Raw genomic sequence first — 26357 nt, forward strand, 5'->3', positions numbered from 1 at the left:
CGGGTGAGGTCAGTAGCCGGTCACGTCCGGCCAGCGCCGTTCGACACCGGCGGCGTCCAGCCGGGCGGAGAAGTCGGCGAGCAGGTCGGTGTCGGCGCGCACCGCGTGGGGCTCGACCCGCCGGTCCAGGCAGTATGCGGCGAGGGCGCCGGCGACCTCGCCGACGTTCCACTCGACCGGGTGCAGCCGGTACGCGCCGTTGGTGATGTGGGTGGTGCCGATGTTCTTGCCGGCCGGTAGCAGGTTGCGCATCCGCTGCGGGAGCAGCGCGCCGAGCGGGATCTCGAAGGGACACGCGGCGACGTCGACGTAGTTGTCACCGCCGGTGGAGGGGTGCAGGTCGATGCGGTACATGCCGACGCCGACCGGGTCGGGGTAGCGCACCGCGCCCTTGTCGCCACGTACCGCCAGCGACAGATCCTGTTCGACGACGGTGTACTCGGACCGGATCCGGCGGGACTCCCGGATGTAGGGGGCCTGGGCGAGGCCGTCGGTGCCGCCGGTGACGTCGCCGCGCAACCGCAGCCCGGGGAAACCGGTGCCGCCGTCGGGGCGGGGTGCCTCGGTCTGCAGCCAGTAGAGCACGCTGCGGGACAGCTCCCGGGCGGCGGCGAGGTGGTGCGCCGGGTCGGGCACGTCGATCACCGGCGACTCGAAGTAGTCGATCATCGGCCAGTTGACCAGGCAGATGTCGCTGGCGTACGCCCCGGGGCGGAACATCCGACGCGCCGCGATCCGCCGGAACGTCCACAGGTTGCCGTCGCCGGGGCTGAGCCGCTGATCGGCGACGACGGTGAGCGGGTCGTCCTCGGGGTTCGGGGTGAAGCTGCGCTGCCCGATCTGCAGGGTACGGGGGTTGGGTGAGCGCCACGACAGCATCCGGTCGCCCCAGAACGGCGGCTGGTAGTCGCGCCAGAACCCGTACCGGGCCGGCCGGTCGACGGTGTGGTCGCCGTCGACGTGGTCGATGGCGAAGCACACCGACACGGCCTGCATGTTGGTCGGGTCGGCCACGTCCGGGGCACTGGGTTCGCCGGTGTCGGCCCGCGACTCGAAGCCGGTGACGTACTCGGTGCCGGTCAGTGGCAGCAGTTCACCGGTCTCCGTCGCGTCCAGCACGTACGGCGCGGTCAGGGTGATCTCGCCGCCGCCGTCGCGGTGTGCGACGGTGACCGCGGTGACTCGGTCGCCGTCGGTGTCGGCGGCCACCGGTCGGTACGGCTGCAGGACCCGCAGCTGTCCGGATCCCCGGTACGGCGCCAGCATCGCCTCGATGACCGCGACGGCCACCCGGGGCTCGTGGCAGAGCCGGCTGACGTGACCCCCGCCAGGGTTCAGTTCGGGGTGGGCACGGGCCGCCTCGGTCAGCGGGTAGTGCCGCCGGTAGTAGGCCCGGATGCCGTCGCGCAGCGCGCGGTAGCTGGCGGTTACCCCGAACCGTTCCACCCAGGAGTGCTCGTCCGGCGGGACGGCCTGACTGGTCAGCTGCCCACCGAGCCAGTCGTGTTCCTCGGTGAGCAGCACCGTCCGGCCGGCGCGCAGCGCACCGAGCGCGGCGGCGACCCCGCCGAGTCCGCCGCCGACGACCAGGATGTCGCAGCCGTGTTCCGTCACTGTGCCGGGTTCCTTCCGGTTGGCGGCGCCAGGGTGGTGCCGGGTACCTCTTCGCAGGGCAGCAGCCGCTGCACCGGCCCGGAGCCGCCGATCAGTCCGGTGAGGACCTCGACGGCCTGCCAGCCCATCTGCTGACGGGGAATCCGGAAGCCGGTGAAGTCCAGGTCGGTGCTGGCCGGGCGGGTCGGGTCGCCGAGAGCGACGATGGACAGATCACCCGGAACGTCCAGACCGCGGTGCCGGGCCTGGGCGGCGATCGCGACGCCGTCGGCGTACTCCTCGACGAAGACCGCGGTGGACGTGCCGGCGATGACCGTGTCGAGCACGGCGCCCGGGTCGCGGCCGGCGGTCTGCTCGTGCCGCCATTCGGCACCGGCGGCGACGGCGGCGGCACGGAAACCACGCATCCGGTCGGCGTGCGATTCCGGCCCCTCCCCCTGTCCCAGGTAGGTCAACCGGCGGTGGCCCATCGCAACGGCACGTCGGACGAGCCCGGCGGTGGCCGCGGGGTAGTCGGCGCCGACACACGGCACCGGGCCGCCGGCGTCGTCGCGGCGGCCGACGGAGACGAACGGCGGCCCGTCGGCCAGCAACCTGGTCAGTTCGACTCGGTCGAGCTGGCGGCCGAGCAGGATGGCACCGTCGGCCAGCCGCAGCCGGTTGTCCTGGTGGAGCAGCCGACGGCGCCCGTCGACGACCGGCGCGCTGGTGAGCAGCAGCAGATCACAACCGAGGTGCTCGGCGCTCTGTTCGATGCCGAGCAGAAACAGGTGGTAGAAGTCGCCCGTACTACTGGGGAAGACCGGCTCGGAGGTGAACACGCCGAGGATTCGGTTGTGCCGGTCGGCGAGCCGGCGGGCGACCGGATCGGCGACGTAGCCGGTAGCGCGGATGGCGGCGAGTACCCGCTCGCGGGTCTCCGGGGCGATGCGCACGTCGGCGTCGGCCCGGCCGTTAAGGACCAGGGACACCGTCGCCTGGCTGACGCCGGTCATCCGGGCGATGTCCTGCTGGGTCACCCGCCTACGGGATCCGGTCACGCTGAGTACCCGTCCATTCTCTGCTAATACGCATTAGCGGCTGTCGTGAGTCACAGCCTGGACCCTGTCAGGCGCTCGCGTCAACCCCTGATGAATAGATCGTCGGGTATCGAAGTTGCGGTGATAATTCGTATTAGCTCCTTGACGCCACGCCGCCGGCCACACCAGACTCAAGCCACCCGAGGGCTCGGCCGGCCGTCCCGCCTCACCTGACTGCCAGTAACGACGCCATGGACTCCCCCGGTCCACGGCCCACGTGTCGGAAAGGCCACCCCATGCGTCCGCACCCTCACCCGCAAGCCTCGCCCGGGTCGACACCACCAGACCTGGGCGGCATCGACCGACGCCGGCTGCTGCGCGGCGCGAGCCTGCTCGGCGCCGCGACCCTGTCCGGCGGCGTCGGCGCGCTCGCCGCCACCGCCGGACCCGCGGTCGCCGCGCCCGCCGGATTCCCCAGCTACGCCTATCTCGGACAGCCGCTGGACCACGCCAACCTGCGCTACAACCCGACCGGTGAGCTGATCTTCCCCTGCGTACGTGGGGTGTACGACCGGATCAGCGGCGGATTGGCCCGGTACTACCTCTACTACGCCCCGCACGACAGGCCCGGCGGGATCTGCCTGGCCTACGGCAACTCCCTCGCCGGCCCGTTCACCGAGTACGCCGGCAACCCGATCGTCCGGCGCGACTGGTCACCGCACTACTCGGTCGAGCACGTCTCGTCACCGCATGTGCTGTGGAACGCCGCGACCCGGCAGTTCTACCTCTACTTCCACGGCGACAACGACACCACCCGGCTGGCGATCTCGAACGACGGCGTGCACTTCACCTACTACGGGGTGGTGCTGTCCACGACGATGGTCCCGAACATCACCGAGTCGTCGTACGCCCGGGTCTTCGAGCACAGCATTCCCGCCCTGGGCAGCCGGTACGTCATGGTCTACATGGGATACCACCAGGTCCGACCGGGCTACCGGAAAATCTTCTGGGGCTGGTCGGCCGACGGCCGCAGATGGCAGTTCGACCCGCAGCCGCTGATCAGCCCGGCCGGCGACGGCGAGAGCGACCTGAGCGGCGCGCACCTGCTGCACCGCAACGGCACCACGTACGTGGTGTACCACGGCGGGTCCGGCCGGATGTACCTGACCGAGGTGGGCAACAACTTCGACCGGGAGATCCACCTCGGGGTGTTCCACGCACCGTTGACCGGCGCACCCGACAACCGCCGATCGGCGGCGCCAGCGTTCGGCACCGACCGCGGCCGGTGGTACATGTTCTACGAAGCCGGCCAGCGGGGCAGCACCAGGATCGCGGTGGCCCGGGCGATGTGACAGCCGTCCAAAGCGACCGCTGGCTGGTGGGGTGAGGGGCGCCCCCGTTCCGCGCCCCTCACCGCACCAGCGGCATCGAGGTCGGCCACTCCAACGGGTTGGTCAACCTCAAGTCGTGATCGTATACTGACTCGGCGTATGGTCGTCAACCGATATTAACCGACAGCGCCAACGTGGCTAATCTTAGCTGTAGTTCCCAACCAGATCTTAGCTGTAGTTCCCCAGATCTCAGCTGCACATCCGACGGAGGTAGCCGTGACGGGCGGCACCACCCCCCCTGGCGGATCGGGATCCAGCCTGGCCGACAAGCTCAACCTGCTCTTCGAGACGGTCCGGCCGGCCCGCCGCGACCCGTACACCTCACGGGAGGTGGCCGATGCCATCCGGGACCGGGGCGGCTCCATCTCCGACGTGTACATCTGGCAGCTGCGCACCGGGCGGCGGACCAACCCGACCAAGGAGCATCTGGAGGCGCTCGCTGACTTCTTCGACGTGGACCCGGCGTACTTCTTCGACCGGCGCCGCTCCGGCGAGATCGAGCGGGACCTGCATGCGCTGCAGGCGATGCGCAACCTCAAGGTACGCGCGGTGGCGACCCGGCTGAGCGCGCTGCCCGAGGCGCAACTCGACGCGGTCGGCGACATCCTCGACCGGGTGGTCCAGGCGCTGGAGAACCGTCACGCCGAGGGCGGCCCCGGTGCCGACGGACGGCAGAACCGGTGATCGTCATGCAGTGGCGACGGACGGACCAAGCTGAGGGAAGCACGGACATGAAGTCATCCCCGCTGCGCCGGACCTGCCGCGACCGGCTGCGTCAGCTCGAGGAACAGGGCCTGCGGATGCCCCGGCCGTTCGACGCGCCACAACTGTGCCAGCGGGTCGGTGCGGTGCTCGGCCAGCGGATCACCCTGGTCGGCGTGCCGATGCCCGCCGGTGCGCCGTTCGGCCTGACCTTCTTCACCGACGCCGGTCACGTCGTCGCCTACGAGGAACGCACCAGCCGGGTGCACCGGGACCACATCATCGCCCACGAGATCGGCCACATCCTGCTCGGCCACCGCGCCCTCGCCCTCGACGACCAGCAGGCCAGCCAGCTGCTGATGCCGGCGCTGCGCCCCACCCTGGTGCACCGGGTACTCCCCCGCACCGGGGTGTACAGCCGGGGCGAGGAGCAGGAAGCCGAGATGATGGCGACCATCCTGCTGGAGGCCGCCGCCCGCGAGACCGACCTCGGATCGGCACCCGCCCGCGACGATGCCGGGCCGGTCACCGACGCCGCGTTGGAGGCCCGGCTGCGGCACGGGCTCGAACCACCGCCCCGGTGAGCGCCGATGGACATCCCGCTGTACGCGGTCTGCGCCGCCGCCGGCTGGCTCGCCTTCGGCTACAAACTGGGTGACCTGCGGCGGGACCGCGACAACCGGGTGCTGCGGGCGATGGTGTACGCCTTCTGTTCGTTCGCCGCCGGAGTGACCGTCGCCGTCCGCCCGGTCGCCGAGGCGGTGGACCGGATCACCGGGCTGCCGAACCTCGCCAAGCTGCTGGCGCACGCCGGAGTGATGGGGGTCGCGGCCAACTCCGAGATCCTGCTGCTGTTCCTGGCCCTGCCGCCGGCGGTCGCGGCCCGCCGGGTCCGGCGTCGGGTGATCGCCTCGATGACCGCGTTCGGGCTGCTCACCGTACTCTGGGCGACCACGTTGGCCGGTGCCGCACCGATCCGGTTGGTGGTCGAGGACGCCGCTCATCCGGCGGTCGCCGGCTACCTGGTCGTCTACCTGATCGTCTTCGTCTGCTACGCCGCCGACCTGGCCCGGCTCTGCTGGCGCTTCTCCCTGGTCACGCCACGTCGGTGGCTCCGTCGCGGGCTGCGGATCACCGCGTTCGGCGCGACCGCCGCGCTACTGTACTGCGCCACCAAGGCCGGTTACCTGGTCGCCTACCGGGTCGGCCGGGAACCGGCCGGCGAGCCGCAGATCGCGGCGGTCCTGGTGACCGTCGGTGCGCTCAGCATGCTGATCGGTCTCACCCTGCCGACCTGGGGTCCCGCCATGGACACCGGGCGGACCTGGTTGCGGCGGCACCGGTCGTGGCGGCGGTTGGCACCCCTGTGGCGGGCGGTCAGCGCGGCGCAACCGCACCTGGTCCTCGACGACCGGGCCCACCACCGGCGGGTGGCCCTGCGCGACATCGACTACGCGCTGCACCGCCGGATCACCGAGATCCGGGACAGCCGGCTGGCGCTGCGCCCGTACATCGACCGCCGGATCGCGCCGACGGCCGACCGGCTGGCCGCAGCCGCCGGCCTGACCGGCCCCGACCGCACGGCGCTGGTCGAGGCGGCGATGATCGCCGCCGGAGTGCGGCAGGCCGCAACCGGCACGCCGGTGCGGGAGCCGGACTTCTCCGAGCCGCACGATCCGCCGAACGGCTATCCTGGCGAAATCGCCTGGTTGAGTCGGGTGACCGAATGGTTCAGCCGCTCCCCGCTGGTCGACCAGGTGCTGGCCGCCGCCGCGTCGTCGCCCGAGCCACGGCCCGCGCCACCACCGCCACACCGATCCTGAACGGGGCCTTCGTGCAGCCGCACCGATACGCCAACCTCCGACGTAACCGATACGCCAACCTGCGGCGAATCCGTGCCCTCGACCCGCAACTCGACTACCTCGAGATCTATCAGACGATGGTGCGCCACGAGTTTCCGTGGGACAGCAAACTCGGCCTGAACCTGGCGTTCAACCGGTCCTTCTCGCTGCCCCGGGTCGCCGCCGTGCACGTGCGCACCGGGGAGCTGCTGCACCACACCCGCAAGCGGATCGACGACACCGGACTGCTGATGTACGAGATGATGCTGCACGGTCTCGACGCCCCGCGGGGTCGCGACGCGATCCGGCGGACCAATCAGATCCACCGCCACTACGACATCGCCGACGACGACTATCGCTACGTCCTCGGTTGTCTGGTGGTCGTCCCGATCCGCTGGCTGGAGCGGTACGGCTGGCGGCGGCCCTGCTGCCATGAACGGACCGCCACCTACCACTACTATCGCGAACTGGGTCGACGGATGGGCATCCGGGACATCCCGGGCTCCTTCGACGAGTTCGCCACCTGGTTCGACGACCACGACCGGACGCATCTGCGCTACAACGACGACGCCGCGTCGATCGAGCGGGCCACCCGGGCGCTGCTGCGCGGGAAGATCCCACGGCCGCTCGCGCCGTTCGGTGACGCGTTGGTCGCCGCCTTCTACGACGACCGACTGCGGGCCGCGACCGGGGTGGCCACGCCGAACCCGGCGGTACGCGCGGGTCTGCACGCCGGGCTGCTGCTACGCGCCGCGCTGCTGCGCTGGGCCGGCCGACCGCGTCGGACCCCGCTGTTCGCCGACGGTATCCACACACCCACGTATCCGGACGGGTACGACATATCCCGGCTCGGCCCGGTCGCGACGGAACCCGGCCACCGCACCGAGGAATCGTCGTAGTCGAGCAGACACGATTAGTCGACCATGTTTGGTGGATGTGGTCACAGTCCGGGTACGGGTCCAACCATCAGCGCGACGCACCCTTAACATCCCGTGCATGACGGTGCCATCCGAGAGCCTCGACCCGGCCGTTGGATTCCCGCCGGCCACGCCGGACGACTGGCGACGGCTCGCGCTCGGCGTCCTGCGCAAGTCGGGCGCCGCCGGCCCGGACACCCCGGCCGAGCATGTGGACGAACTGCTGGCCACCACCACCTACGACGGCATCCGCCTCGCCCCGCTGCACACCCGGCCGGCGGCCCCACCGGACGTCGGGGTGCCCGGGACCGCACCGTACGTGCGCGGGGCCCAGGCCCGACGCGACGGCGGCGGCGCGGGCGGCACCGACCCGGCCGAGACGGTGGCCGGCTGGGACGTCCGGCAACGGTACGCCGACCCGGATCCGAAGGCGGTCCGGGAGGCGATGCTGACCGACCTCGCCAACGGTTGCACCTCGGTCTGGATCGACCTGACCGCCGGTGGCCTGCACCCGACCGACCTGCCGGAGATACTCGACGGGGTCCACCTCGACCTGGCCCCGGTGGTGCTCGACGCCGGCGCGGACAGCGTCGCCGCGGCCAAGGCGCTGCTCACGCTCGCCGACGACCGGGGCGTCGAACGCGGTGCCCTGGCCGGCTGCCTGGGCGCCGATCCGCTCGGCTGGCAGGCCCGCACCGGCCAGCCCGGTGACCTCGCGCAGCTCGGCGTCCTCGCCGGGTACGCCGCCCGGTCACCGCGCCTGCGCGCGGTCACTGTGGACGTGACCGCATACCACGACGCCGGTGGCAGCGACGCCCAGGAGATCGGCTGCGCCCTCGCCACCGGGCTGGCCTACCTCCGGGCGCTCACCGACGCCGGCCTCGACCTGCCGGCCGCCTTCGGGCAGCTGGAGTTCCGCTTCGCCGCCACCACCGACCAGTTCGCCACCATCGCCAAGCTGCGCGCCGCGCGCCAGGCCTGGGCCCGCGTCGGGCAGCTCTGCGGCGTACCCGAGGCGGGTCGGCAGCGTCAGCACGCGGTCACCTCCGCAGCGATGATGACCGCCCGGGACCCGTGGGTGAATATGCTGCGCACCACAGTGGCCTGCTTCGCCGCCGGGGTCGGCGGGGCGGACGCGGTCACCGTCGCGCCGTTCGACGCCCGGCTGGGGCTGCCGGACGGCTTCGCCCGGCGGATCGCCCGCAACACCCAGTCGGTGCTGCTCGCCGAGACGCATCTCGGCCGGGTACTGGACCCGGCCGGCGGGTCCTGGTACGTCGAACAGTTTACTTCGGACCTGGCGGCGACCGCCTGGGACTGGTTCACCGAGATCGAGCGGGCCGGTGGTGCCGCCGCCGCGCTGTCCGCCGGGCTGATCGCCGACCGGATCGACGCGACCTGGCAGCGCCGGGCCGACAATCTGGCGCACCGACGGGACCCGGTCACCGGGGTCAGCGAGTTCCCCGATCTGGACGAGCGGCTGCCCGCCCGTACCCCGGTGCCCGTACCGCCCGGCGGCGGCCTGCCGCGACGGTTCCACGCCGAGGGGTTCGAGGCCCGGCGGGACCGGGCCGACGCGTACCTGGCGGCCACCGGCGCCCGGCCGAGCGTCTTCCTGGCCACCCTGGGGCCACTCGCGGCGCACAGCGCCCGCGCCGGTTTCGCCGGCAACCTCTTCGCCGCCGGTGGGATCGCCACCACCCGGGGTGGCGACCCGGCCGACGACCCGGCGGCGATCGCCGCCGCCTTCGCCGCCGACCCGTCCGCTGTGGCCTGCATCTGCGGCACCGACGCCAGCTACCCGGCGGCCGCGGCACCGCTGGCCGCCGCGCTGGCCGCCGCCGGGGCCCGGCGGGTCTGGCTGGCCGGCCGGCCCGCCGGCCACGACCACGTCGACGGCTACCTGTACGCCGGCTGCGACGCGACGACCGTCCTCGACGCCACGTTCGACGACCTGGAGGTCCCCCGATGATCCCGGACTTCTCGCAGGCCACGCTGCTGCCGCAGGACGTTGCGGGCAACGCCGGCGGGCCGGCCGCGACACCGGGCCCGCAGCCGCCCGGGCCGAGCTGGCACACGCCGGAGGGGATCGAGGTCGCGCCGCTGTACACCGCGGCGGACACCGCCGACCTGACCTTCCTCGACACGGTGCCCGGCGTCCCGCCGTACCTGCGCGGACCGTACCCGACGATGTACACCACCCAGCCGTGGACGATCCGCCAGTATGCCGGGTTCTCCACCGCCGAGGAGTCCAACGCCTTCTACCGGCGCAACCTGGCCGCCGGACAGAAGGGCCTGTCCATCGCCTTCGACCTGGCCACCCACCGGGGGTACGACTCCGACCACCCCCGGGTCGCCGGGGACGTGGGGATGGCCGGGGTCGCGGTGGACTCCATCCACGACATGCGCCAGCTGTTCGACGGCATCCCACTGGACCGGATGAGTGTGTCGATGACCATGAACGGCGCGGTGCTGCCGGTCCTGGCGCTGTACATCGTCGCCGCCGAGGAACAGGGCGTGCCGCCGGAGAAGCTCACCGGGACCATCCAGAACGACATCCTCAAGGAGTTCATGGTCCGCAACACCTACATCTACCCGCCGGGGCCGTCGATGCGGATCATCTCCGACATCTTCGCCTACACCTCGGCGCGGATGCCCCGGTTCAACTCGATCTCGATCTCCGGCTACCACATCCAGGAGGCCGGGGCGACCGCCGACCTGGAGCTCGCGTACACCCTCGCCGACGGAATCGAGTACCTGCGGGCCGGGCAGACCGCCGGGCTGGCAGTGGACACCTTCGCGCCCCGGCTGTCGTTCTTCTGGGCGATCGGGATGAACTTCTTCATGGAGGTCGCCAAGTTGCGGGCCGCCCGGCTGCTGTGGGCCCGGCTGGTCCGCGACGCCGGCGCCACCAACCCGAAGTCGTTGAGTCTGCGCACCCACTGCCAGACCTCCGGTTGGTCACTGACCGCCCAGGACGTGTTCACCAACGTGGTCCGCACCTGTGTGGAGGCGATGGCGGCCACCCAGGGGCACACCCAGTCGCTGCACACCAACGCCCTGGACGAGGCCCTGGCGCTGCCGACCGACTTCTCCGCCAGGATCGCCCGCAACACCCAGTTGCTGCTGGCTCAGGAGTCCGGCACCAACCGGGTGATCGACCCGTGGGGTGGCAGCTACTACCTGGAACGGCTCACCCACGACCTGGCCGGGCGGGCCTGGCAGCACATCCAGGAGGTGGAGGCCGCCGGTGGCATGGCCCGGGCGATCGACGAAGGGCTGCCAAAGCTGCGGATCGAGGAGGCCGCCGCCCGCACCCAGGCCCGGATCGACTCCGGCAGGCAACCGGTGATCGGGGTGAACCGGTTCCGGCCGGACGCCGACGAGCCGATCGAGGTGCTCAAGGTCGACAACACGGCGGTACGGGCCGCGCAGCTGGAAAAGCTGCGGCGGCTGCGCGCCGAGCGGGACGGGGCGGCGTGCGACGCTGCGCTGGCGGCGCTGACCCGCGCTGCCGACGCCGGACCCGACGCCGGCGGTGACGGGCTGTCCGGCAACCTGCTCGCGTTGGCGGTCGACGCCGCGCGGGCCGGTGCCACCGTCGGGGAGATCTCCACCGCGCTGGAGCAGGTGTACGGCCGGCACGCCGCGCAGATCCGTACCATCAGCGGGGTGTACCGACAGGAGGCGGGCGCGGTGGCCGGGATCGACCGGGCCCGGGCGGCGACCGACGCGTTCGCCGTCGCCGAGGGACGCCGGCCCCGGATCCTGGTCGCGAAGATGGGCCAGGACGGGCACGACCGGGGGCAGAAGGTGGTCGCCACCGCCTTCGCCGATCTCGGCTTCGACGTCGACGTGGGTCCGCTGTTCCAGACCCCGGCCGAGGTCGCCCGGCAGGCCGTCGAGGCCGACGTGCACCTGGTCGGTGTCAACTCCCTCGCCGCCGGGCATCTGACCCTGGTGCCGGCGCTGCGCGACGAACTGGCCGCCCTCGGCGGGGACGACATCATGGTGATCGTCGGCGGGGTGGTGCCGCCGCAGGACTTCGAGGCGCTGCGCGCAGCCGGTGCGGCGGCGATCTTCCCGCCCGGCACGGTGCTGGCCGACGCCGCGGTGGACCTGCTCGCCGAGCTGTCCCGTCGGCTGGGGCACGACACCGCCGAGGCCGGATGACCGGCGGACGACGTGCGCCGGCACCGGTGGCCGACTACGTCGCCGGGGTGCGGGCGGGGGCACCGGCGTGGCTGGCCCGGGCGATCACCCTGGTCGAGTCGACCCGGCCGGACCACCGGGCACACGCCCAGCAGGTGCTGGTGGCGCTGGCCCCGTACGCCGGGCAGGCCCGGCGGGTCGGGGTGACCGGCGTACCCGGGGTCGGCAAGTCCACCTTCATCGACGCGCTCGGGTCCCGGCTGACCGGCGACGGGCACCGGGTCGCGGTGCTGGCCGTCGACCCGTCGTCGGCCCGTAGCGGCGGCAGCATCCTCGGCGACAAGACCCGGATGGCCCGGCTGGCCGCCGACCCGGCCGCGTTCGTCCGCCCCTCGCCGACCGCCGGCACGCTCGGCGGGGTGGCCCGCGCCACCCGGGAAGCGATGGTGGTGGTGGAGGCCGCCGGCTACGACGTGGTGCTGGTGGAGACCGTCGGGGTCGGACAGTCCGAGACCACCGTTGCCGAGATGGTCGACACGTTCCTGCTGCTCACCCTGGCCCGCACCGGTGACCAGTTGCAGGGGATCAAAAAGGGTGTGCTGGAGCTCGCCGACGTCGTGGTGGTCAACAAGGCCGACGGCGCGCACGCGGCCGAGGCCCGGTCCGCCGCACGTGAGCTGGCCGGGGCGTTACGGATGCTGCGCGGCGGGCACGACGACTGGACCGTCCCGGTGCTCACCGCCAGCGGCCGGGACGGGACCGGGCTGGCCGAGGTGTGGCAGCAGGTGACCGCCCACCAGGACCGGCTGCGGGCCAGCGGTGAGCTGGACCGGCACCGCCGGCAGCAGCAGCTGCGCTGGGTCTGGGCGATGGTGCGCGACGGGCTGCTGGACCAGCTGCACGGGCATCCGGCGGTGGTCGCGCTGACCCCGCAGACCGAGAAGCGGGTGCTCGCCGGGGAGATCACCCCCGCGCAGGCCGCGGCGCAACTGCTGGCGGCGTTCACCGGCCCGGCCGGCGGCGGCACCGACCGGTCGAGCGGCCAGGGCTGACCCGACGCTGATCAGCCCGGGCGACCGGACGCTGATCAGCCCGGCTGCGGACCGGGCAGGATCCGGCGCAGCTGGCCGGGCACCGCCAGGCGGCGACGCCACTCCCGGGGGTAGCCGACCGACACCTCCTCGAAGCGCACGCCGTCGTAGACGGTGGTGCGCGGGATGTGCAGGTGGCCGTAGACCATCACCGCCGCCCGGTACCGCAGGTGCCAGTCGGCGGTCCGGTCGGTGCCGCACCACATGGCGAACTCCGGGTAGCGCAGCACGTCCATCGGCGTCCGGACCAGCGGGTAGTGGTTGATCAGGACGGTGGGCAGTTGCGGTCCCACCTCGGCGAGACGCTCTTCGGTCTCCGCCAACCGTCGCCAGCACCACTGCTCCCGGGTCGGGAACGGGTCCGGATGCAGCATCGCCTCGTCGGTGCAGACGATGCCGGTGCGGTGTGCGTACGCGAGCCCTTCCGCCTTGGTGCCGGTGCCCGGTGGCAGAAAGCTGTAGTCGTACAGGGTGAACAACGGTGCCACCGCCGCCGGTCCGCCGGCACCGGACCAGATCAGGTACGGGTCCTCCGGGGTCCGCACGTCGAGCGACCGGCAGAGGTCGACCAGGTGCGCGTAGCGCTCCACGCCGCGCAGCTGTACCGGGTCGTGCGCGGTGGTCCACAGTTCGTGGTTGCCCGGCGACCAGATCACCTCGGCGAACCGCTCGCGCAGCGTGGCCAGCGCCCACCGCACGTCGGCGATCGTCTCGGCGACGTCGCCGGCGACGATCAGCCAGTCCTGCGGCGCCGGCGCCGCCAGGTCGGCGACGATCTGGCGGTTCTCCGGGTACGCGATGTGCAGATCGCTGATCGCCCACAGCGTCGGTGCCGTCCCTGTGGCCTCCCCGTCGCCGCCGGTCTGCCGTACCGTCACCGTGGCCGCCCTCCCGTCCGCGTTCCGTGTCCGGTCCACCACCGGTGTCGATCATCCGGTACGCGGCCGCCGAGCGGTAGCCCGCCCGCCGATCGATGTCGGCAAGGGTCACCCCGGCCCGGGGCCGCCACCACGACCGGCGACACCCGCGCTGGCCGCCACCACCACCCGATTCTCGCCGCGCAGCCGGACGTCGGGCTCCGGCTCGGCGGCCCGGGTTGCCCCGGACCGCTCGGGTGTCTCGTCGCCGTCGGTCCGGCGGTCACCGCGACCGACCAGATGCAGCCGGCCGTCCTCGTCGAATCGGCCCAGGTCCCCGCTGCGGTAGAGCAGCTCACCCGGAATCTCCGGAAACGGGTTGGCGACGTACCCAGCGGCGGCGCGCCATGCCGTGCCGTGCCGGCCGGCGCCGACGCCGGCGCCACCGATCAGGATGGCGCCGGTGGCACCGGGCGGCAGCAGCCGCAGCCGGTCGTCGGCGACGAGCAGGTGGCAGTTGTCGACCGGCTGGCCGACCGGGATGGCGTCGCCGTCGGTCTCACCCACCCGGTGGTAGGCGACGGCGGCCGTCCCGACCGGACCGTACCCGGTGCTGACCTCGACCTGCGGCAGCAGGCGTCGCAGTCGGCGGGCACTGGCCGGCCGCAGCCCCGGGCCCGGCACCACGACATGACGCAGGCTGGCGAGACGCCCGGCGACCGCGGCGTCCCGCTCGATCGCCGCCACCATCGCGTCGAGCGTGTCCGGCTCCGTGTCGATCATCGTCACCTGCTCGGCCGCGACAACGGAGACCATGGTGGACAGATCCGGCCGGCCGGAGACGGGGGACGCCAGCACCAGCCGCCCGCCGGTGGTCAACGGCCAGATGAGGTTGCCGACCGACGGAGCGGGCCCGGGGCCGCCCGGCAGCACGACCTCACCGCCGGTGGCGGCGAAGAAGCGGGTCATGAAGTGCACCCGGTCCGTCAGGGCGACATGGCGACTGACGGTGCACCGCGGCACCCCGTCCGCGTCCGCGGTGACCAGGGCGTGCGCCAGGTCGTCGGGCGTCCCGGCCGGGTCCGGGCGCCGGCGGGATGAGGGGACCTGACCCGGCCGTACGTCGATCACGCGGGCGCCGGACAGCGCTGGGTCCCCGGACGGCGCGGCGGCGAGTACGGGCGCACCGGGTACCGATGCCAGCACGGACCGTAGCCTGGCCGGTGACCAGCGCGGATCGACGGTGACATGGACGGCCCCGATCTTGAGCAGCGCGAGACTGGCCACCGGCAGCGCCGGGCCGACGGCGAGCAGTACCGGCACCGGGTCGCCGGGCCGAACGCCGACCTCGGCCAGGGTCGCAGCCAGTCCGTTGGCGGCGTCGTCCAGTTCACGGTAGGTGAGGCGGCCTCCCGCGCCGCTGACGGCGACCCGCTGGGGATGGCGGTCCACCACCTGCTCGACCAGCAGGTGCAGCGGACGGAACGGCCCGCGGTCCACCCGACGACCGGCGTACCGGTCGAGCAACAGGTCACGCGAGGTGCCGCTGATGCCGGCGGTGCGCCAGCTGGCCTGGCCGGGTTCGTCGACCAGTTCGCGCAGCACCTCCGCGTACAGTTCGGCGACCGCCGGCAGGCAGCGCCGCCACGGGTCCCCTCCGGGGCAGCTGGCGTGGATGGTCAGGTGGTTCGCGGTGACCCGCCAGTCGATTCGGGCCGTGGGTGGGCCGGGCGGAGCCGCCACCCCGGTGGTCGCCCGCACCAGCAGGGTGTCCCGCCGTTCCGGCAGCAGGTCCACCGGGCGCAGCCGCCGGGACAGCCAGGAGCGGACCGCCGGGCCGGCCAGATGGCGCAGCTGCTCAGGGGGGTCGACCAGGTCGAGGCCGAGCGTCGTCGTGGTCGACCGGATCGGCACCGGCCGGTCCAACCGGGCGGCGGTCTCCAGCGCGGCGAGCGCCCCGAAGACAACCGCCTGGGCCTCGTCGATCGACGTCCGGGCGCCGACACAGGACGTGCGGTAGGTCGCCACGGTCGGGGCCACCCGGGTGGACGCCGCCGTCCCGTCGCTGGCCTGGACACGTTCGGATGCCATTCCGCTGTCCTCCCCTGGCGACGGCGCGCTGCCGATCGGCCACGAACGCAAACTCACCGCGATCGGACCATCACCCAGAGAGGCTATGTCAAATAGGCAGAAGTGAAAACATCTAACTTTGCGTGACGACGATTTCCGACAACAGGTACTCCGCTCCCCTACGCCCACATAGTTCCTATGCGGCACATGCCGGAAAGGCGGTGGGCGCCGTGCCGACCTTCGGGTTCGGCCGTCACGGCGCCCACCGACCGACGCGGATACTCCCGCTCGGTGGCTAATGCCGGCTTTCAGTGGGTCGGGAAGTCGTCCGCACTGCGAATCCGTTCCCGAATCCAGACACCCGCCTCCTTGAGCGGGGCGGTACCGGCGTAGGAGCCGCTGCCGCACACACCGGTTCGGAAGACCGCCCCGGACCGGAAGTCGTCGGAATAGTTCCAGTTCACCCAGCTGATTTTGCGCGATTCCAGCAGGTCGATCCACAACTGGGCGTTGACCAGATCGTTGGCCCCGTCGCCGGTGTAGGTCTGGATGCCGAACTCGGTGACGAACATCGGCAGCTGGTCCGCCGCCCGCGACAGCGCCGAGCGGTACGCGTCGTGATGCGAGCCGGCGTAGAAGTGGAAGGTGTACATGATGTTGGTCGCGTTCACCGGATTGGCGATGACCTCGGCCTCGCTGCCGCCTTCCGACACACCCAGCGACGACCAGGCCCGAGTGCCGACCAGCACGACGCCGTCCGGGTCGGCCGCCCTGATCACCGGGATGACCTGCTCGGCGTAGCTCTTGATACCGGCCCAGTCGACCCCGTTCGGCTCATTGGCGATCTCGTAGAGCACGTTCGGCTTGCCGGCGTGCCGTTGGGCGATCTCAGCGAAGAAGGTCTTGGCCCGGTCCAGGTTGTAGTTGGGGTCACCCGGGGTCAGCATGTGCCAGTCGACGATGGCGTACATACCGCGGTCGGTCGCCTCGTCGATCAGTCCGTGCACCCGGTCGGTGAAGCCGCGCGGATCGGTCTCGTAGCCGTCCTCCTGGATGTACATCGAGATCCGCAGGACGTCAGCCCGCCAGTCGGTGGCGAGCGTGTCCAGCGAGGCATCGTCGAGGCAGTGGGCGTACCACTGCAGTCCGTGCGTGCTCATGCCGCGCAGCTGGATCGGGTGGCCGTGCTGGTTGCACAGGTTGACCCCGCAGACCCGCAACTGACCGTTGACCGCGACCGGCGTGGTGCCGGTCGGCGGCGGGGTCGTCGGTGGCGGGGTCGTGGGTGGAGCCGTCGTCGGCGGCGGGGTGGTCGGGGCCGGGCCGCCAGCACAGTCGGCCCCGTTGACCGTACAGTTGCCGGGTGTTCCGCTGCCGACGACGATGAACCCGAACGTGGTAGTGCCGCCGGCCGCGATGGTGCCGTTCCAACTGGCGTTGTCGAACGTGTACCGGTTACCGACGATGGTCGACCGCGCGTTCCACGACGAACTGATCCGGCTGCCGGCCGGCAGGTCGAAGCCGACCTGCCAGGAGGTGATGGTGCCGGCCGTGTCGTTGGTGACGGTGAACCGGCCCTCGTAGCCGCTGCCCCAGTCGTTGACCTTCACGAAGGCCGCGGTGGCGGCGCTGGCCGACGGTGCGAGCAGGGCCACCGCCCCGACGACGGCCGCCGCGAGCCCTCCGGCTGCAACGACGAATCTCCAACGACGCACGACGCCCTCCCTCAGGTCAGCGGGCACAACATATCGACGTGCGACGTTAAACAAGATTTTCAGTAAGGTCAACCGTCGAGGTGGGACCACCGGTCCAGCTGTCCCACAGCCGCCGGTAGTCGCCGCCGGCGGCGATCAGCTCGTCGTGCGTACCCGAGGCCACGACCCGGCCGGCGTCGAGCACCACGATCCGGTCGGCCCGCCGGGCCTGGGTGAGCCGGTGCGCGACGATCAGGGTGGTCCGACCGGCGGTCGCGGCGAACGCGGCCCGTTCCAGGTCCCGCGCCCCGGCGCTGCCCGCCTCCGCCGTCGCCTCGTCGAGGATCGCCACGTCCGGATCGGCCAGCACCAACCGGGCCAGGGCGAGCTGCTGCGCCTGGGCGGCGGTCGGCTGGTGACCGCCCTCCCCGACCACGCTGTCGACGCCGTCGGGCAGCGCCCGGACCCAACCGAGCGCGCCGACCGTGGCCAGCGCGTCGGTGATCTCGTCGGTGGTGGCGTCGGCACGGGCCAGCCGCAGGTCCTCGGTCAGCGGACCGGCGAACACGTGCACGTCCTGGCTGACCAGCGCGATCCGACCGGCAAGCCCCGGGTGACCGGCACGGTCCGGCCCGGCGACCGGCACCCCGCCGAGCCGGACCGTGCCCGCGGTCGGCCGGAGCAGGCCGGCGACCACGCCGGCCAGGGTGCTCTTGCCGGCGCCGCTGACCCCGACCAGCGCCACCCGTTGCCCCGGCTCGACCCGCAGCGTCACGTCGAGCAGCACCAACGGGCCGTCGTCGTACCGGTGGCTGACGCCGTCGATCTCGAGCCCGGTGTCGGCTGGCACGACCGGTCCGGTCACGGCCGGTGCCGGGGGCAGATCGGCCACCCCCACCAGCCGCGCCAGGCTGGCCCCGGCCTGCTGGACCTGGTCGAACTCGGCGACCAGCGCGCCGAGGGGGTTGAACAGCCGGTGGAAGTACAGCGCCGCCGCCGTGGTCGCGCCGACCGTCACCAGGTCGGCCCGCACCAGCAGGAAGCCGACCACCAGCACCGAGGTCAGCCCGACGCACTCGGCCCGGTTGAGCCGGGAGCCGAACCGGGTGAACATCCGCAGCACGGACACCGACAGGTCGCGCGACGCCGCCGAGCGCTGCTCGATCGCCGCGAGGTGGGCCGCCTCCAGCCGGTACGCGCGGACCGTCGCCGCGCCGCGCAACGCGCCGATCATCGCCTGGGACCGTTCCCCGGTGACCAGCCGTTCCCGGGCGTAGTACGGCCCCGAGCGCGGCAGGTACCAGCGCAGCGCCAGCAGGTACATCGGCACCGCGGTCAGCCCGGCCAGGCCGAGCCGCCAGTCCAGCGCGAACAGTCCGGCGACGGTGAGCCCGACGGTCAGCAGCGCGGACACCAGTACCGGTGCGGTGTCGGTGATCACCCGGGTGACTACCGACACGTCGTCACCGACCCGGGCCAGCAGGTCGCCGGTGCCGGTGCGGTCCAGCGTCTGACCGGGCAGGTGCAGAGCGCGGTCGAGCACCCGTTCGCGCAGCCGGGCCAGCACGGTCTCCCCGGTCCGGGCGACCAGCGCGGCCCCGAGACCGGTCAGTACGGCGCCGACGGTGGCCGCGAGCACGATCAGCACCACCGAACGGACCACCTGTCCGGTGTCGGCGCCGGCCCGGATGTCGTCGACCATGACGCCGAGCACCCAGGGCGCGACCAGCCCACTGGCACTGGCCGCCAGGACGCTCACCAGCGCGGATCCGCTCAGCACGCCGGCTCGGCGCAGCTGCCCACCGAGCACCGCCCAAGTGCGCCCGCCGGTGGCGGTCGGCAGCCGGTCGCGGGCGGGGCCGGTCATCGCAGCACCGCCGCGCGGTAGGTCGGATCGGTCCGGACGAGATCGTGGTGCGGCGCGGCGCCCGCCACCCGACCGGCGGCCAGGACGCAGACCCGGTCGGCCCGGCTGAGCAGCGCCGGGCTGCTGGTCACCACCAGGGTGGCCGGGGCCTCTGCCGCGACGGCCGGGTCCACCGTACGGCCGTGGCGAACCGCTCGCAGGCCGGCCGCCAGCCGTTCCTCGGTGGTCGCGTCGACCGCCGTCGTCGGGTCATGCAGCACCAGGATCGGCGGGTCGGCGGCCAGCGCCCGGGCCAGCCCGATCCGCTGTCGCTGGCCACCGGAGAGACTGGCGCCCCGGTCGGTGACCGGATGGTCGAGCCCGGCGGGATGCGCCGCGACGATGTCGTCCGCGCCGGCGGCGCCGATCGCCGCCGGTAGCGGGTCCGCTGCCTGGCCGGGCCGGACCAGCAGGTTGCTGCGCAGCGTGCCGGCGAACAGCGCCGTGTCGTGCGGTTCGACCAGGACACGTTCCCGCAGGCCGTCGAGAGTCAGCTCGGCGACCGGTACGCCGTCCACCGCCACCGTTCCCCGATGGTCGTCGGCGGCGACGGCACCGCGCAGCAGGTCGAGCAGCGCTTCGGCGTCGCGCGGCTCGTACGCCACCACTGCGAGCAGCTCACCCGCTGCCAGCCGCAGGTCGACGTCGCGCAGCGAGCGGTAACTGACCCCGGTCAGTGTCAGGCGCACCGGCTGCGGCCGGGGCGCCGGACGCTGACCGGGCAGTACGGCGGGCGGTGCGGCGAGCACCCGGGCGACCCGCGCGGCCGAAGCCCGCACGGCGGCGGCGAGCTGACCGCAGAAGCCGAGGGCACGGACCGGCTCGGCGATGAACTGGGCCAGACCGACCACGGTGATGAACTCACCGACGCCGATCCGACCCTGGACCGCCATCACGCCGGCCGCACCGGCGACGCCGGCCAGGAGCAGCCCGCTGGCACCGGCGGTGATCCCCTGGTAGACGCCGGCCATGGTGGTCGCCCGCAGGGTCACCTGGAGGGTGTGCCGGCTCGACTCGCGGTAGCGCCGGGCCGCGTTGCGCTGCGCGCCGAACCCGCGCAGCGCGCGCAGCCCGTCGACCAGGTCGGTGGCGAGCGCGGTGGTCGCCCCGGCGGCGGCCTGCTGCGCGCCGGTACGCCGGGTGACCACCGGGGCGAGCGCCTGCAGGGCCAGCACCAGCGCCGGCACGCCGAGCAGGACACCGAGGCCGAGCGGCACGTCGATGGTGAGCAGGACCACGGACGAGACCGCCAGCGCCGCCACTGCGGCGACGGCGACAGTGGCCGCCCGGATGATCAAGGCGGTCCGTTCGGCGTCGGCGGCGGCGATGGCGAGCAGCTCGCCGGAGCGCAGCCCGGTGCGGTGCCCGCGCGGGTCGAGTGCCCGCCCGGCGACCTCCACCCGGAGCCGGTGGGTTTCCCGGTGGATCGCGGTCTCGGTCAGCCGGGCACCGAACCGCCAGGCGAAGGTGAGGACGGTGAACAGAGCGGCCAGCCCGGCGACCGAAACCGCGAGCGCGGTCCAGTCGCCGGTCGCGACGGCCTGCTCGACGATCAGTCCGATGGCCAGCGGTACCGCCGCTTCGGCCGCCTGGTGCAGGCTGAGCAGTGCGACGCCAGCGGTGAGTCGGCCGCGGTGCCGGCGCAGGGTGCGCCGCAGCAGCCGGGCCGCGGTCAGCGGGGCGGGACGGGGTACGGGCACGGCAGGTCTCTCTCCGGCGGGGTCGGTGGCGGGTCCGGCTCACCGACCGGCTACCGGTGAGCAGAGGCTAACCTAAGCCGCGACCGGGCTCCATCATCGATCACCGGCACCAGACATGACGGTCGCCACGTTGGGGGTGACATCCGGTCCACCATGAGATAAGTTCTTCTCAGGTTGAGTTGTTCTTAGTTAGAGATTTTCTAGCAACGAGAAGGATCGCGATGTCGGAGGCCGAGTTCCTCGCCAGCTACGACCCTCGGGCGTTCCCGCCGGTCGCCGTCACCGTCGACGTGGTGGCACTGACCATCCGCGACGCGCGGCTGCACGTGCTGCTCGTGCGGCGGGGCGCGCCGCCACACGAAGGGGCCTGGGCGTTGCCCGGCGGCTTCGTCCAGCCCGATGAGGACCTGCCCACCGCCGCCGCCCGGGAGCTGGCCGAGGAGACCGGGCTGGACACCCGGCCCGGCCGGGCCGCCGCGATGGACCGGGTGCACCTGGAGCAGCTGGCCAGCTACGGCGCACCCGAGCGGGACCCGCGGATGCGGATCGTCTCCGTGGCGTACCTCGCCTTCGCGCCCGAGCTGCCCGACCCGGCGGCCGGCAGCGACGCCGCCGCCGCGGCCTGGGTACCGGTGGACGCACTCGGCCTACCCGAGCAGGCCGACCCGGACCGGCCGGTGCGGCAACTGCCCGGCACCAGCCGGCGGCTCGCCTTCGACCACGCCCGGATCGTCGTCGACGGCCTGGATCGGGCCCGCGCCAAGCTCGAGTACACCCCGCTGGCCACCCGGTTCGTCGGCGACGAGTTCACCATCAGCGAGCTGCGCAGCGTCTACCAGACCGTCTGGGGAGTCGAACTGCACGCCGGCAACTTCCACCGCAAGGTGCTGTCCGTGCCCGGCTTCCTGGAAAGCGTCGGCGCCACCACCGAACGCGGCGGCCCGCGCGGCGGACCCCGGTCGCGCATCTACCGGGCCGGCGACGCCCGGCTGCTGCACCCGGCGCTGCTGCGCCCCGCCCGGGAGGAGGAAGTCAGGTGACCGTGACCGAGGCGATCGAACTCGTCCTGACCGCGCACCACCCGGCCGAGGTGTTCGGCACCGACCAGACGACCCGGCGCTACCACCAACTGGCCCGGCTGCTGCACCCGGACACCGCCGGGACGACCGCACCCGACCGGCGCGCCACCGCCGCGTTCATGCAGCTGACCGAGCTGTGGCGGCGGCACCTCGCCGGCGGCCGGGACACCGTCACCATCGACACCGGACGGCACCGGTACGTCGTGGACCGCGCCGCCCGCTACACCGGCGACCTCGCCGACCTGTACCGGCACGGCGACGACCAGCTGGTGAAGGTGCCCCGGGACCCGGCCAACAACGACCTGATCGCCCGGGAGGCGACCGCGCTGACCCGGCTCGCCGAGCGGGGCGACCCCCGCTACCTGCCGTACGTGCCCCGGGTGGTGGACGAGTTCCGGCACCGGGACACCGGCACCGGCGCCGTCCGGCAGGTCACCGTGCTGGGCACCGCCGCCGGGCTGCGCAGCCTCGCCGAGGTCCGCCGGGCGTACCCGGACGGGATCGACGCCCGCGACGCGGCCTGGATGTGGCGGCGGCTGCTGGTCGCGCTCGGCTTCGCCCACCGCACCGGGCTGGTCCACGGCGCCGTGCTGCCCGGCCACGTCCTCATCGAGCCCGACCAGCACGGCGTGGTGCTGGTCGACTGGTGCTACGCCAGCATCGACGGCACGCCAGTGCCGGCGCTGGTCCCGGCGTACGTCGACTGGTACCCCGACGAGATCCGCCGACGCCGCAGTCCCGGCCCCGGCACCGACCTCGCCATGGCCGCCCGCTGCCTGGACTGGCTGACCGGTCCCCGGGCACCGGAGCCGATGCGCCGGTTCACCGCCGGCTGCCAGCTGGCCGCGCTGCGGCAACGACCCGACGACGCGTGGCGGCTGCTCGCCGAGTTCGACGACCTGCTCGAACGGCTCTGGGGCCCCCGCCGGTTCCGCCCGTTCACCATGCCCGACCCGAACCACCGTTAGAAAACCACCCATCCCAAAGGAGGCCCGTCATGGGCAGTGGAGCCTGGTCGACCGACGTCTACCGCGCCGCGAGCGCCTACCGCAAGGCCACCGGCGCCAGCGCGTTCGCCTACAGCGACGGCGGCGCCCGCACCGTCCACCCGACCCTCGACCCACGCGGCGTCGCCGCCCGGGAGAGCCGCGACTCGACCGAGCACCCGCAGTCGCTGGCTGTCGCCGTCCTGTTCGACGTCACCGGATCGATGGGCGGCGTACCCCGGACGCTGCAGCAGAAGCTGCCACAGCTACTCGGTCTGCTGCTGCGCAAGGGCTACGTCACCGACCCGCAGATCCTGTTCGGTGCGATCGGCGACGCGACCTGCGACCGGGTGCCGCTGCAGATCGGCCAGTTCGAGTCGGACAACCGGATGGACGACCACCTGGGCAACATCGTGCTCGAAGGCGGTGGCGGCGGGCAGATGATGGAGTCGTACGAGCTGGCCATGTACTTCATGGCCCGGCACACGTCGATCGACTGCCACGAGCGGCGCGGCAAGCGCGGCTACCTGTTCGTCATCGGCGACGAAATGGCGTACCCCAAGGTCAAGGCCCGCGAGATCCGCAAGGTCATCGGCGACGACCTCGACGAGGACGTCCCGTTGCGCGCCATCGTCGACGAGGTCCGTCGCCGGTGGGACACCTACTACCTGATGCCGGCCGGCAGCCACTACGCCGGCAACCGCCGCATCCTCGACTTCTGGCGGGACCTGCTCGGGCAGAACGCCGTCGAACTCGACGACCTGGACGCGGTCTGCGAGACCATCGCCACCACCGTGGCGCTCGGCGAAGAGGCCTGCGACCTCGACACCGCCCTGGCCGACCTGCGCGACGTCGGTGCCGGCGACGCCGCCACCACCGTGTCGCGGGCACTAGCCCGCATCGGCACCGGCCGCACCCCCGCGGTACGCGGCACCCTGCCGGCCGCCTCGGGCCACGCCGACCAGGTGACCCGGCTGTGAACCCGGTGGCCAGCAGCATGATCGGGGACGGGACCGGCCGGCACGTCGCCGTGGTCGACCTCGGCTACGGCGACGCCGGCAAGGGCACCGTCGTCGACTGGCTGTGCGCGAGCAGGCCGGTCAAGGCGGTCATCCGGTTCAACGGGGGCGGGCAGGCGGCGCACAACGTCGTCCTGCCCGACGGCCGGGCCCACACCTTCGCCCAGTTCGGCGCCGGCACCTTCCACGGCGTACCGACGCACCTGTCCCGGTTCGTGGTCGTCGACCCGCTGGCGTTGGCCGGCGAGGCGATGCACCTGGCCGGGATCGGGGTGCCCGACGCACTGGACCGGGTGACCGTCGACCGGGAGGCGCTGCTGGCCACCCCGTACCACCGGGCCGCGAACCAGGCCCGGGAGATCGCCCGTGGGGCCGACCGGCACGGCTCCTGCGGGATGGGGGTGGGCGAGAGCATGTCGTACGCTCTCGCCCACCCCGACACCGCTCCCCGGGTCGGCGACTGCCTCGACGAAGGCCTGCTGCGACACCGGTTGACCCTGCTGCGTGACCGGCTCACCGCCGAACTGGGGCCGCTGGACGCCCCGCCGGTGGCGGACACCGTCACCGCGTTCACCGCGTTCGCGCGGCGGGTGTCGATCGTCGACCGGTCATGGACGGCTCGACTGCTGCGCGCCGGAACCGTCGTCTTCGAAGGCGCCCAGGGGGTGCTGCTCGACGAGTGGCACGGCTTCCACCCGTACACCACGTGGAGCACCACGACGTACGGCAACGTCGACACCCTGCTGGCCGAGGCGGGCATGCCCGGTACGGCGACCCGGCTCGGGGTGCTGCGGGTGGTCACCCCCCGGCACGGGCCCGGCCCGCTGGTCACCGAGGACCCGACGCTGCGGCCGCCGGAGCGGCACAACGGCACCAACGCCTGGCAGGGCCGGTTCCGGTTCGGCCACTTCGACGCCGTGGCCCACCGGTACGCCCTCGACGTCACCGGCGGCGTCGACGCCCTCGCGCTGACCCATCTGGACCTGGTCGGCGCGCACCGGCTGCGGCTGTGCGACGGGTACGACTGGACCGACCGGTTGCCGGTCGGCCCGCCCGGCGACCTGGACCGCCAAGCGGCGCTGACCGCGAAGCTGCTGGCCAGCCGACCCCGGTACGCCGCCGACCCGGAGCCGGAGCCGGCAGCCTGGATGGCGGCGGTCGAGACTGCGCTCGGCGTACCGGTGCGGCTGACCTCGCACGGCCCGACGGCCGCCGACAAGGTCGCCCGGCTCATTGCGGCGGCAGGAAGGTGACCTCGGTAGGCCCGCCGCCGGTGATCACCACTGGCGTCGCGCTGTCGAAGTCGGTGCCGCCATGCCAACTGGTGGTGCCGCCACACAGACACTGGATCTTGACCTGCTGCCCCAGCACGACCCGGATCCGCACCTTGGAACCGGAGCCGAGTGATCCGACGCCCACCGACTCACCGGTGGTCACGTTGCGCAGCACCACCCGGTTGTCCGAGCCCGCCGGCGGGTCAGCAAAATTGACGATGGCGGATACGCCACGCTTGACAGTGAAGTCGCGGATAGGCGAATTGCCCGGTACGGCGGCCTGGATCAGATCAGCCCGCAGTCGGTTGCCGCCACCCCCGCTCCACTGGTCGGCATGGCCGGAGACCCGGAACAGCAGCGGCCACTCGTACGGGCCGAGCCAGAGGATGCTGAAGCTACCGTCGGAACCGATCACGGAAGCGTAGGGCTGCCACCGGTTCCCCGGCTCCGGGGCGACGATCCCGACGGTGCCGACCTGCCCTGGGGGCAGGATCTCCTCCGGTGCCGGGAGCTTACCCCGGATCGAGCCACGCCGATCAATGAGGATCGTCGGAGCGGTCTTGGTCTCACCCGGCACCGACACGGTGATCAACCGAGCCGACTGTTGTGTCCCGGTGCCACCAGACGGTCCCACCCACTGTGACCCGTACATAGTGCTGGGCGGAACGAACGCGAACAGGTTGTACGACCCGGGCACCGGCACCGGCACGTTCACCCGCCCCAGTCCGGTACTCTTCGGACCGCACCCGTCCGGGAAGCTGAAGGTGCCTCGCACGGGGACGGCAATGACGCAGACGCCCTTCATCGGCAGTCCGGTGTCGCGGGCGTACACCCAGGTTTTGATGTACGCCTCGGTGGACTGCGCCGCGGCGGCACGCGCCGGCGGCCCGCCGACCATGGTGACGACCAGGGCGGCGATCGCTACCGCGATGCCTGCCGTCCGGAACCTGGTCACCATCTGATGGTGCCGGCCATGCACCTGACCAGACGATCTCCTGCCGCTGCCTGCCATGTCGTCACTCCCTGCTCTCTGGATGTCACAGTT

Annotated in this window: 20 protein-coding genes; 12 read left to right on the forward strand and 8 right to left on the reverse strand. The window is 72.6% G+C overall.

Going from position 1 to position 26357, the window contains the following annotated elements; translation table 11 throughout:
* Positions 1-9: 9 nt before the first annotated feature.
* Both ACN27J_RS05290 and ACN27J_RS05295 read right to left on the reverse strand, forming a co-directional pair.
* Complete coding sequence (locus tag ACN27J_RS05290; protein WP_421364122.1) at positions 10-1614, reverse strand: FAD-dependent oxidoreductase; 1605 nt, start codon at positions 1612-1614, stop codon at positions 10-12.
* On the reverse strand, positions 1611-2633 hold the full coding sequence (locus tag ACN27J_RS05295) for a LacI family DNA-binding transcriptional regulator (RefSeq protein ID WP_421364124.1): 1023 nt from the start codon (positions 2631-2633) through the stop codon (positions 1611-1613). Before ACN27J_RS05295 ends, ACN27J_RS05290 begins: the two co-directional genes overlap by 4 nt.
* 296 nt (positions 2634-2929) lie before the next feature.
* Between ACN27J_RS05295 and ACN27J_RS05300 the strand changes: the two genes are divergently transcribed.
* From ACN27J_RS05300 to meaB, 8 genes are all read left to right on the forward strand, one after another.
* Positions 2930-3985 (forward strand): hypothetical protein, encoded by a 1056-nt coding sequence (locus tag ACN27J_RS05300; RefSeq protein ID WP_421364126.1) that lies wholly within the window; start codon positions 2930-2932, stop codon positions 3983-3985.
* Between the two features lie 255 nt (positions 3986-4240).
* Positions 4241-4708 (forward strand): helix-turn-helix domain-containing protein, encoded by a 468-nt coding sequence (locus ACN27J_RS05305; RefSeq protein ID WP_421364128.1) that lies wholly within the window; start codon positions 4241-4243, stop codon positions 4706-4708.
* 47 nt (positions 4709-4755) lie between these two features.
* Positions 4756-5310: a hypothetical protein gene (locus tag ACN27J_RS05310; RefSeq protein WP_421364130.1), complete on the forward strand. Its 555-nt coding sequence runs from the start codon at positions 4756-4758 to the stop codon at positions 5308-5310.
* A gap of 6 nt (positions 5311-5316) precedes the next feature.
* Positions 5317-6549 carry an MAB_1171c family putative transporter gene (locus ACN27J_RS05315; RefSeq protein ID WP_421364132.1) on the forward strand — a complete coding sequence of 411 codons (1233 nt, stop codon included), beginning with the start codon at positions 5317-5319 and terminating at the stop codon, positions 6547-6549.
* A gap of 11 nt (positions 6550-6560) precedes the next feature.
* A complete protein-coding gene (locus tag ACN27J_RS05320) occupies positions 6561-7466 on the forward strand; it encodes an oxygenase MpaB family protein (RefSeq protein ID WP_421364134.1) in 906 nt (301 codons plus the stop codon).
* A gap of 97 nt (positions 7467-7563) precedes the next feature.
* Positions 7564-9456: a methylmalonyl-CoA mutase subunit beta gene (locus tag ACN27J_RS05325; RefSeq protein WP_421364136.1), complete on the forward strand. Its 1893-nt coding sequence runs from the start codon at positions 7564-7566 to the stop codon at positions 9454-9456.
* Entirely contained in the window at positions 9453-11657 is a 2205-nt protein-coding gene (gene scpA / locus ACN27J_RS05330; protein WP_421364138.1) for a methylmalonyl-CoA mutase, read from the forward strand. The genes ACN27J_RS05325 and scpA overlap by 4 nt, the downstream gene beginning before the upstream one ends.
* Positions 11654-12688 carry a methylmalonyl Co-A mutase-associated GTPase MeaB gene (meaB, locus tag ACN27J_RS05335; RefSeq protein WP_421364140.1) on the forward strand — a complete coding sequence of 345 codons (1035 nt, stop codon included), beginning with the start codon at positions 11654-11656 and terminating at the stop codon, positions 12686-12688. Before scpA ends, meaB begins: the two co-directional genes overlap by 4 nt.
* A 35-nt stretch (positions 12689-12723) precedes the next feature.
* Here meaB and ACN27J_RS05340 read toward each other — a convergent pair whose 3' ends face one another.
* The 5 genes from ACN27J_RS05340 to ACN27J_RS05360 all read right to left on the reverse strand — a co-directional run bounded on the left by ACN27J_RS05340 (position 12724) and on the right by ACN27J_RS05360 (position 20954).
* Complete coding sequence (locus ACN27J_RS05340; RefSeq protein ID WP_421364142.1) at positions 12724-13605, reverse strand: metallophosphoesterase family protein; 882 nt, start codon at positions 13603-13605, stop codon at positions 12724-12726.
* Positions 13606-13713: 108 nt separating this feature from the next.
* Complete coding sequence (locus ACN27J_RS05345; protein WP_421364144.1) at positions 13714-15675, reverse strand: AMP-binding protein; 1962 nt, start codon at positions 15673-15675, stop codon at positions 13714-13716.
* Between the two features lie 287 nt (positions 15676-15962).
* Positions 15963-17369: a cellulase family glycosylhydrolase gene (locus tag ACN27J_RS05350; RefSeq protein WP_421364146.1), complete on the reverse strand. Its 1407-nt coding sequence runs from the start codon at positions 17367-17369 to the stop codon at positions 15963-15965.
* A 46-nt stretch (positions 17370-17415) separates the two neighbouring features.
* A complete protein-coding gene (locus ACN27J_RS05355) occupies positions 17416-19215 on the reverse strand; it encodes an ABC transporter ATP-binding protein (RefSeq protein ID WP_421364148.1) in 1800 nt (599 codons plus the stop codon).
* On the reverse strand, positions 19212-20954 hold the full coding sequence (locus tag ACN27J_RS05360; RefSeq protein WP_421364150.1) for an ABC transporter transmembrane domain-containing protein: 1743 nt from the start codon (positions 20952-20954) through the stop codon (positions 19212-19214). Before ACN27J_RS05360 ends, ACN27J_RS05355 begins: the two co-directional genes overlap by 4 nt.
* Positions 20955-21175: 221 nt before the next feature.
* Here ACN27J_RS05360 and ACN27J_RS05365 point away from each other — a divergent pair, with 221 nt between their 5' ends.
* Genes ACN27J_RS05365 through ACN27J_RS05380 form a run of 4 tightly spaced genes read left to right on the forward strand, consistent with a single transcriptional unit; the run spans position 21176 to position 25291 of the window.
* Positions 21176-21994, forward strand: coding sequence for an NUDIX hydrolase (locus ACN27J_RS05365; protein WP_421364152.1), 819 nt, complete (start codon positions 21176-21178; stop codon positions 21992-21994).
* Positions 21991-23001, forward strand: coding sequence for a serine/threonine protein kinase (locus ACN27J_RS05370; RefSeq protein WP_421364154.1), 1011 nt, complete (start codon positions 21991-21993; stop codon positions 22999-23001). The genes ACN27J_RS05365 and ACN27J_RS05370 overlap by 4 nt, the downstream gene beginning before the upstream one ends.
* A gap of 29 nt (positions 23002-23030) precedes the next feature.
* Entirely contained in the window at positions 23031-23999 is a 969-nt protein-coding gene (locus ACN27J_RS05375; protein WP_421364156.1) for a hypothetical protein, read from the forward strand.
* Positions 24000-24016: 17 nt separating this feature from the next.
* Entirely contained in the window at positions 24017-25291 is a 1275-nt protein-coding gene (locus ACN27J_RS05380; RefSeq protein WP_421372117.1) for an adenylosuccinate synthetase, read from the forward strand.
* Here ACN27J_RS05380 and ACN27J_RS05385 read toward each other — a convergent pair.
* Positions 25269-26267, reverse strand: a complete 999-nt coding sequence (locus ACN27J_RS05385) for a hypothetical protein (RefSeq protein WP_421364158.1) — start codon at positions 26265-26267, stop codon at positions 25269-25271. The two genes, ACN27J_RS05380 and ACN27J_RS05385, sit on opposite strands and share 23 nt — an antisense overlap.
* Between the last annotated feature and the right edge of the window lie 90 nt (positions 26268-26357).

Source organism: Solwaraspora sp. WMMB762 (genome assembly GCF_049179115.1).
In the GTDB taxonomy this organism is placed as follows: domain Bacteria; phylum Actinomycetota; class Actinomycetes; order Mycobacteriales; family Micromonosporaceae; genus Micromonospora_E.

Excerpts from the sequence above, each read along its gene's own strand:
- ACN27J_RS05365 (WP_421364152.1), top strand. The coding sequence starts at position 21,176 with ATGTCGGAGGCCGAGTTCCTCGCCAGCTACGACCCTCGGGCGTTCCCG.
- ACN27J_RS05380 (WP_421372117.1), top strand. The coding sequence starts at position 24,017 with ATGATCGGGGACGGGACCGGCCGGCACGTCGCCGTGGTCGACCTCGGC.
- ACN27J_RS05375 (WP_421364156.1), top strand. The coding sequence starts at position 23,031 with ATGGGCAGTGGAGCCTGGTCGACCGACGTCTACCGCGCCGCGAGCGCC.
- ACN27J_RS05300 (WP_421364126.1), top strand. The coding sequence starts at position 2,930 with ATGCGTCCGCACCCTCACCCGCAAGCCTCGCCCGGGTCGACACCACCA.
- ACN27J_RS05315 (WP_421364132.1), top strand. The coding sequence starts at position 5,317 with ATGGACATCCCGCTGTACGCGGTCTGCGCCGCCGCCGGCTGGCTCGCC.
- ACN27J_RS05345 (WP_421364144.1), bottom strand. The coding sequence starts at position 15,675 with ATGGCATCCGAACGTGTCCAGGCCAGCGACGGGACGGCGGCGTCCACC.
- ACN27J_RS05325 (WP_421364136.1), top strand. The coding sequence starts at position 7,564 with ATGACGGTGCCATCCGAGAGCCTCGACCCGGCCGTTGGATTCCCGCCG.
- ACN27J_RS05310 (WP_421364130.1), top strand. The coding sequence starts at position 4,756 with ATGAAGTCATCCCCGCTGCGCCGGACCTGCCGCGACCGGCTGCGTCAG.
- meaB (WP_421364140.1), top strand. The coding sequence starts at position 11,654 with ATGACCGGCGGACGACGTGCGCCGGCACCGGTGGCCGACTACGTCGCC.
- scpA (WP_421364138.1), top strand. The coding sequence starts at position 9,453 with ATGATCCCGGACTTCTCGCAGGCCACGCTGCTGCCGCAGGACGTTGCG.
- ACN27J_RS05355 (WP_421364148.1), bottom strand. The coding sequence starts at position 19,215 with ATGACCGGCCCCGCCCGCGACCGGCTGCCGACCGCCACCGGCGGGCGC.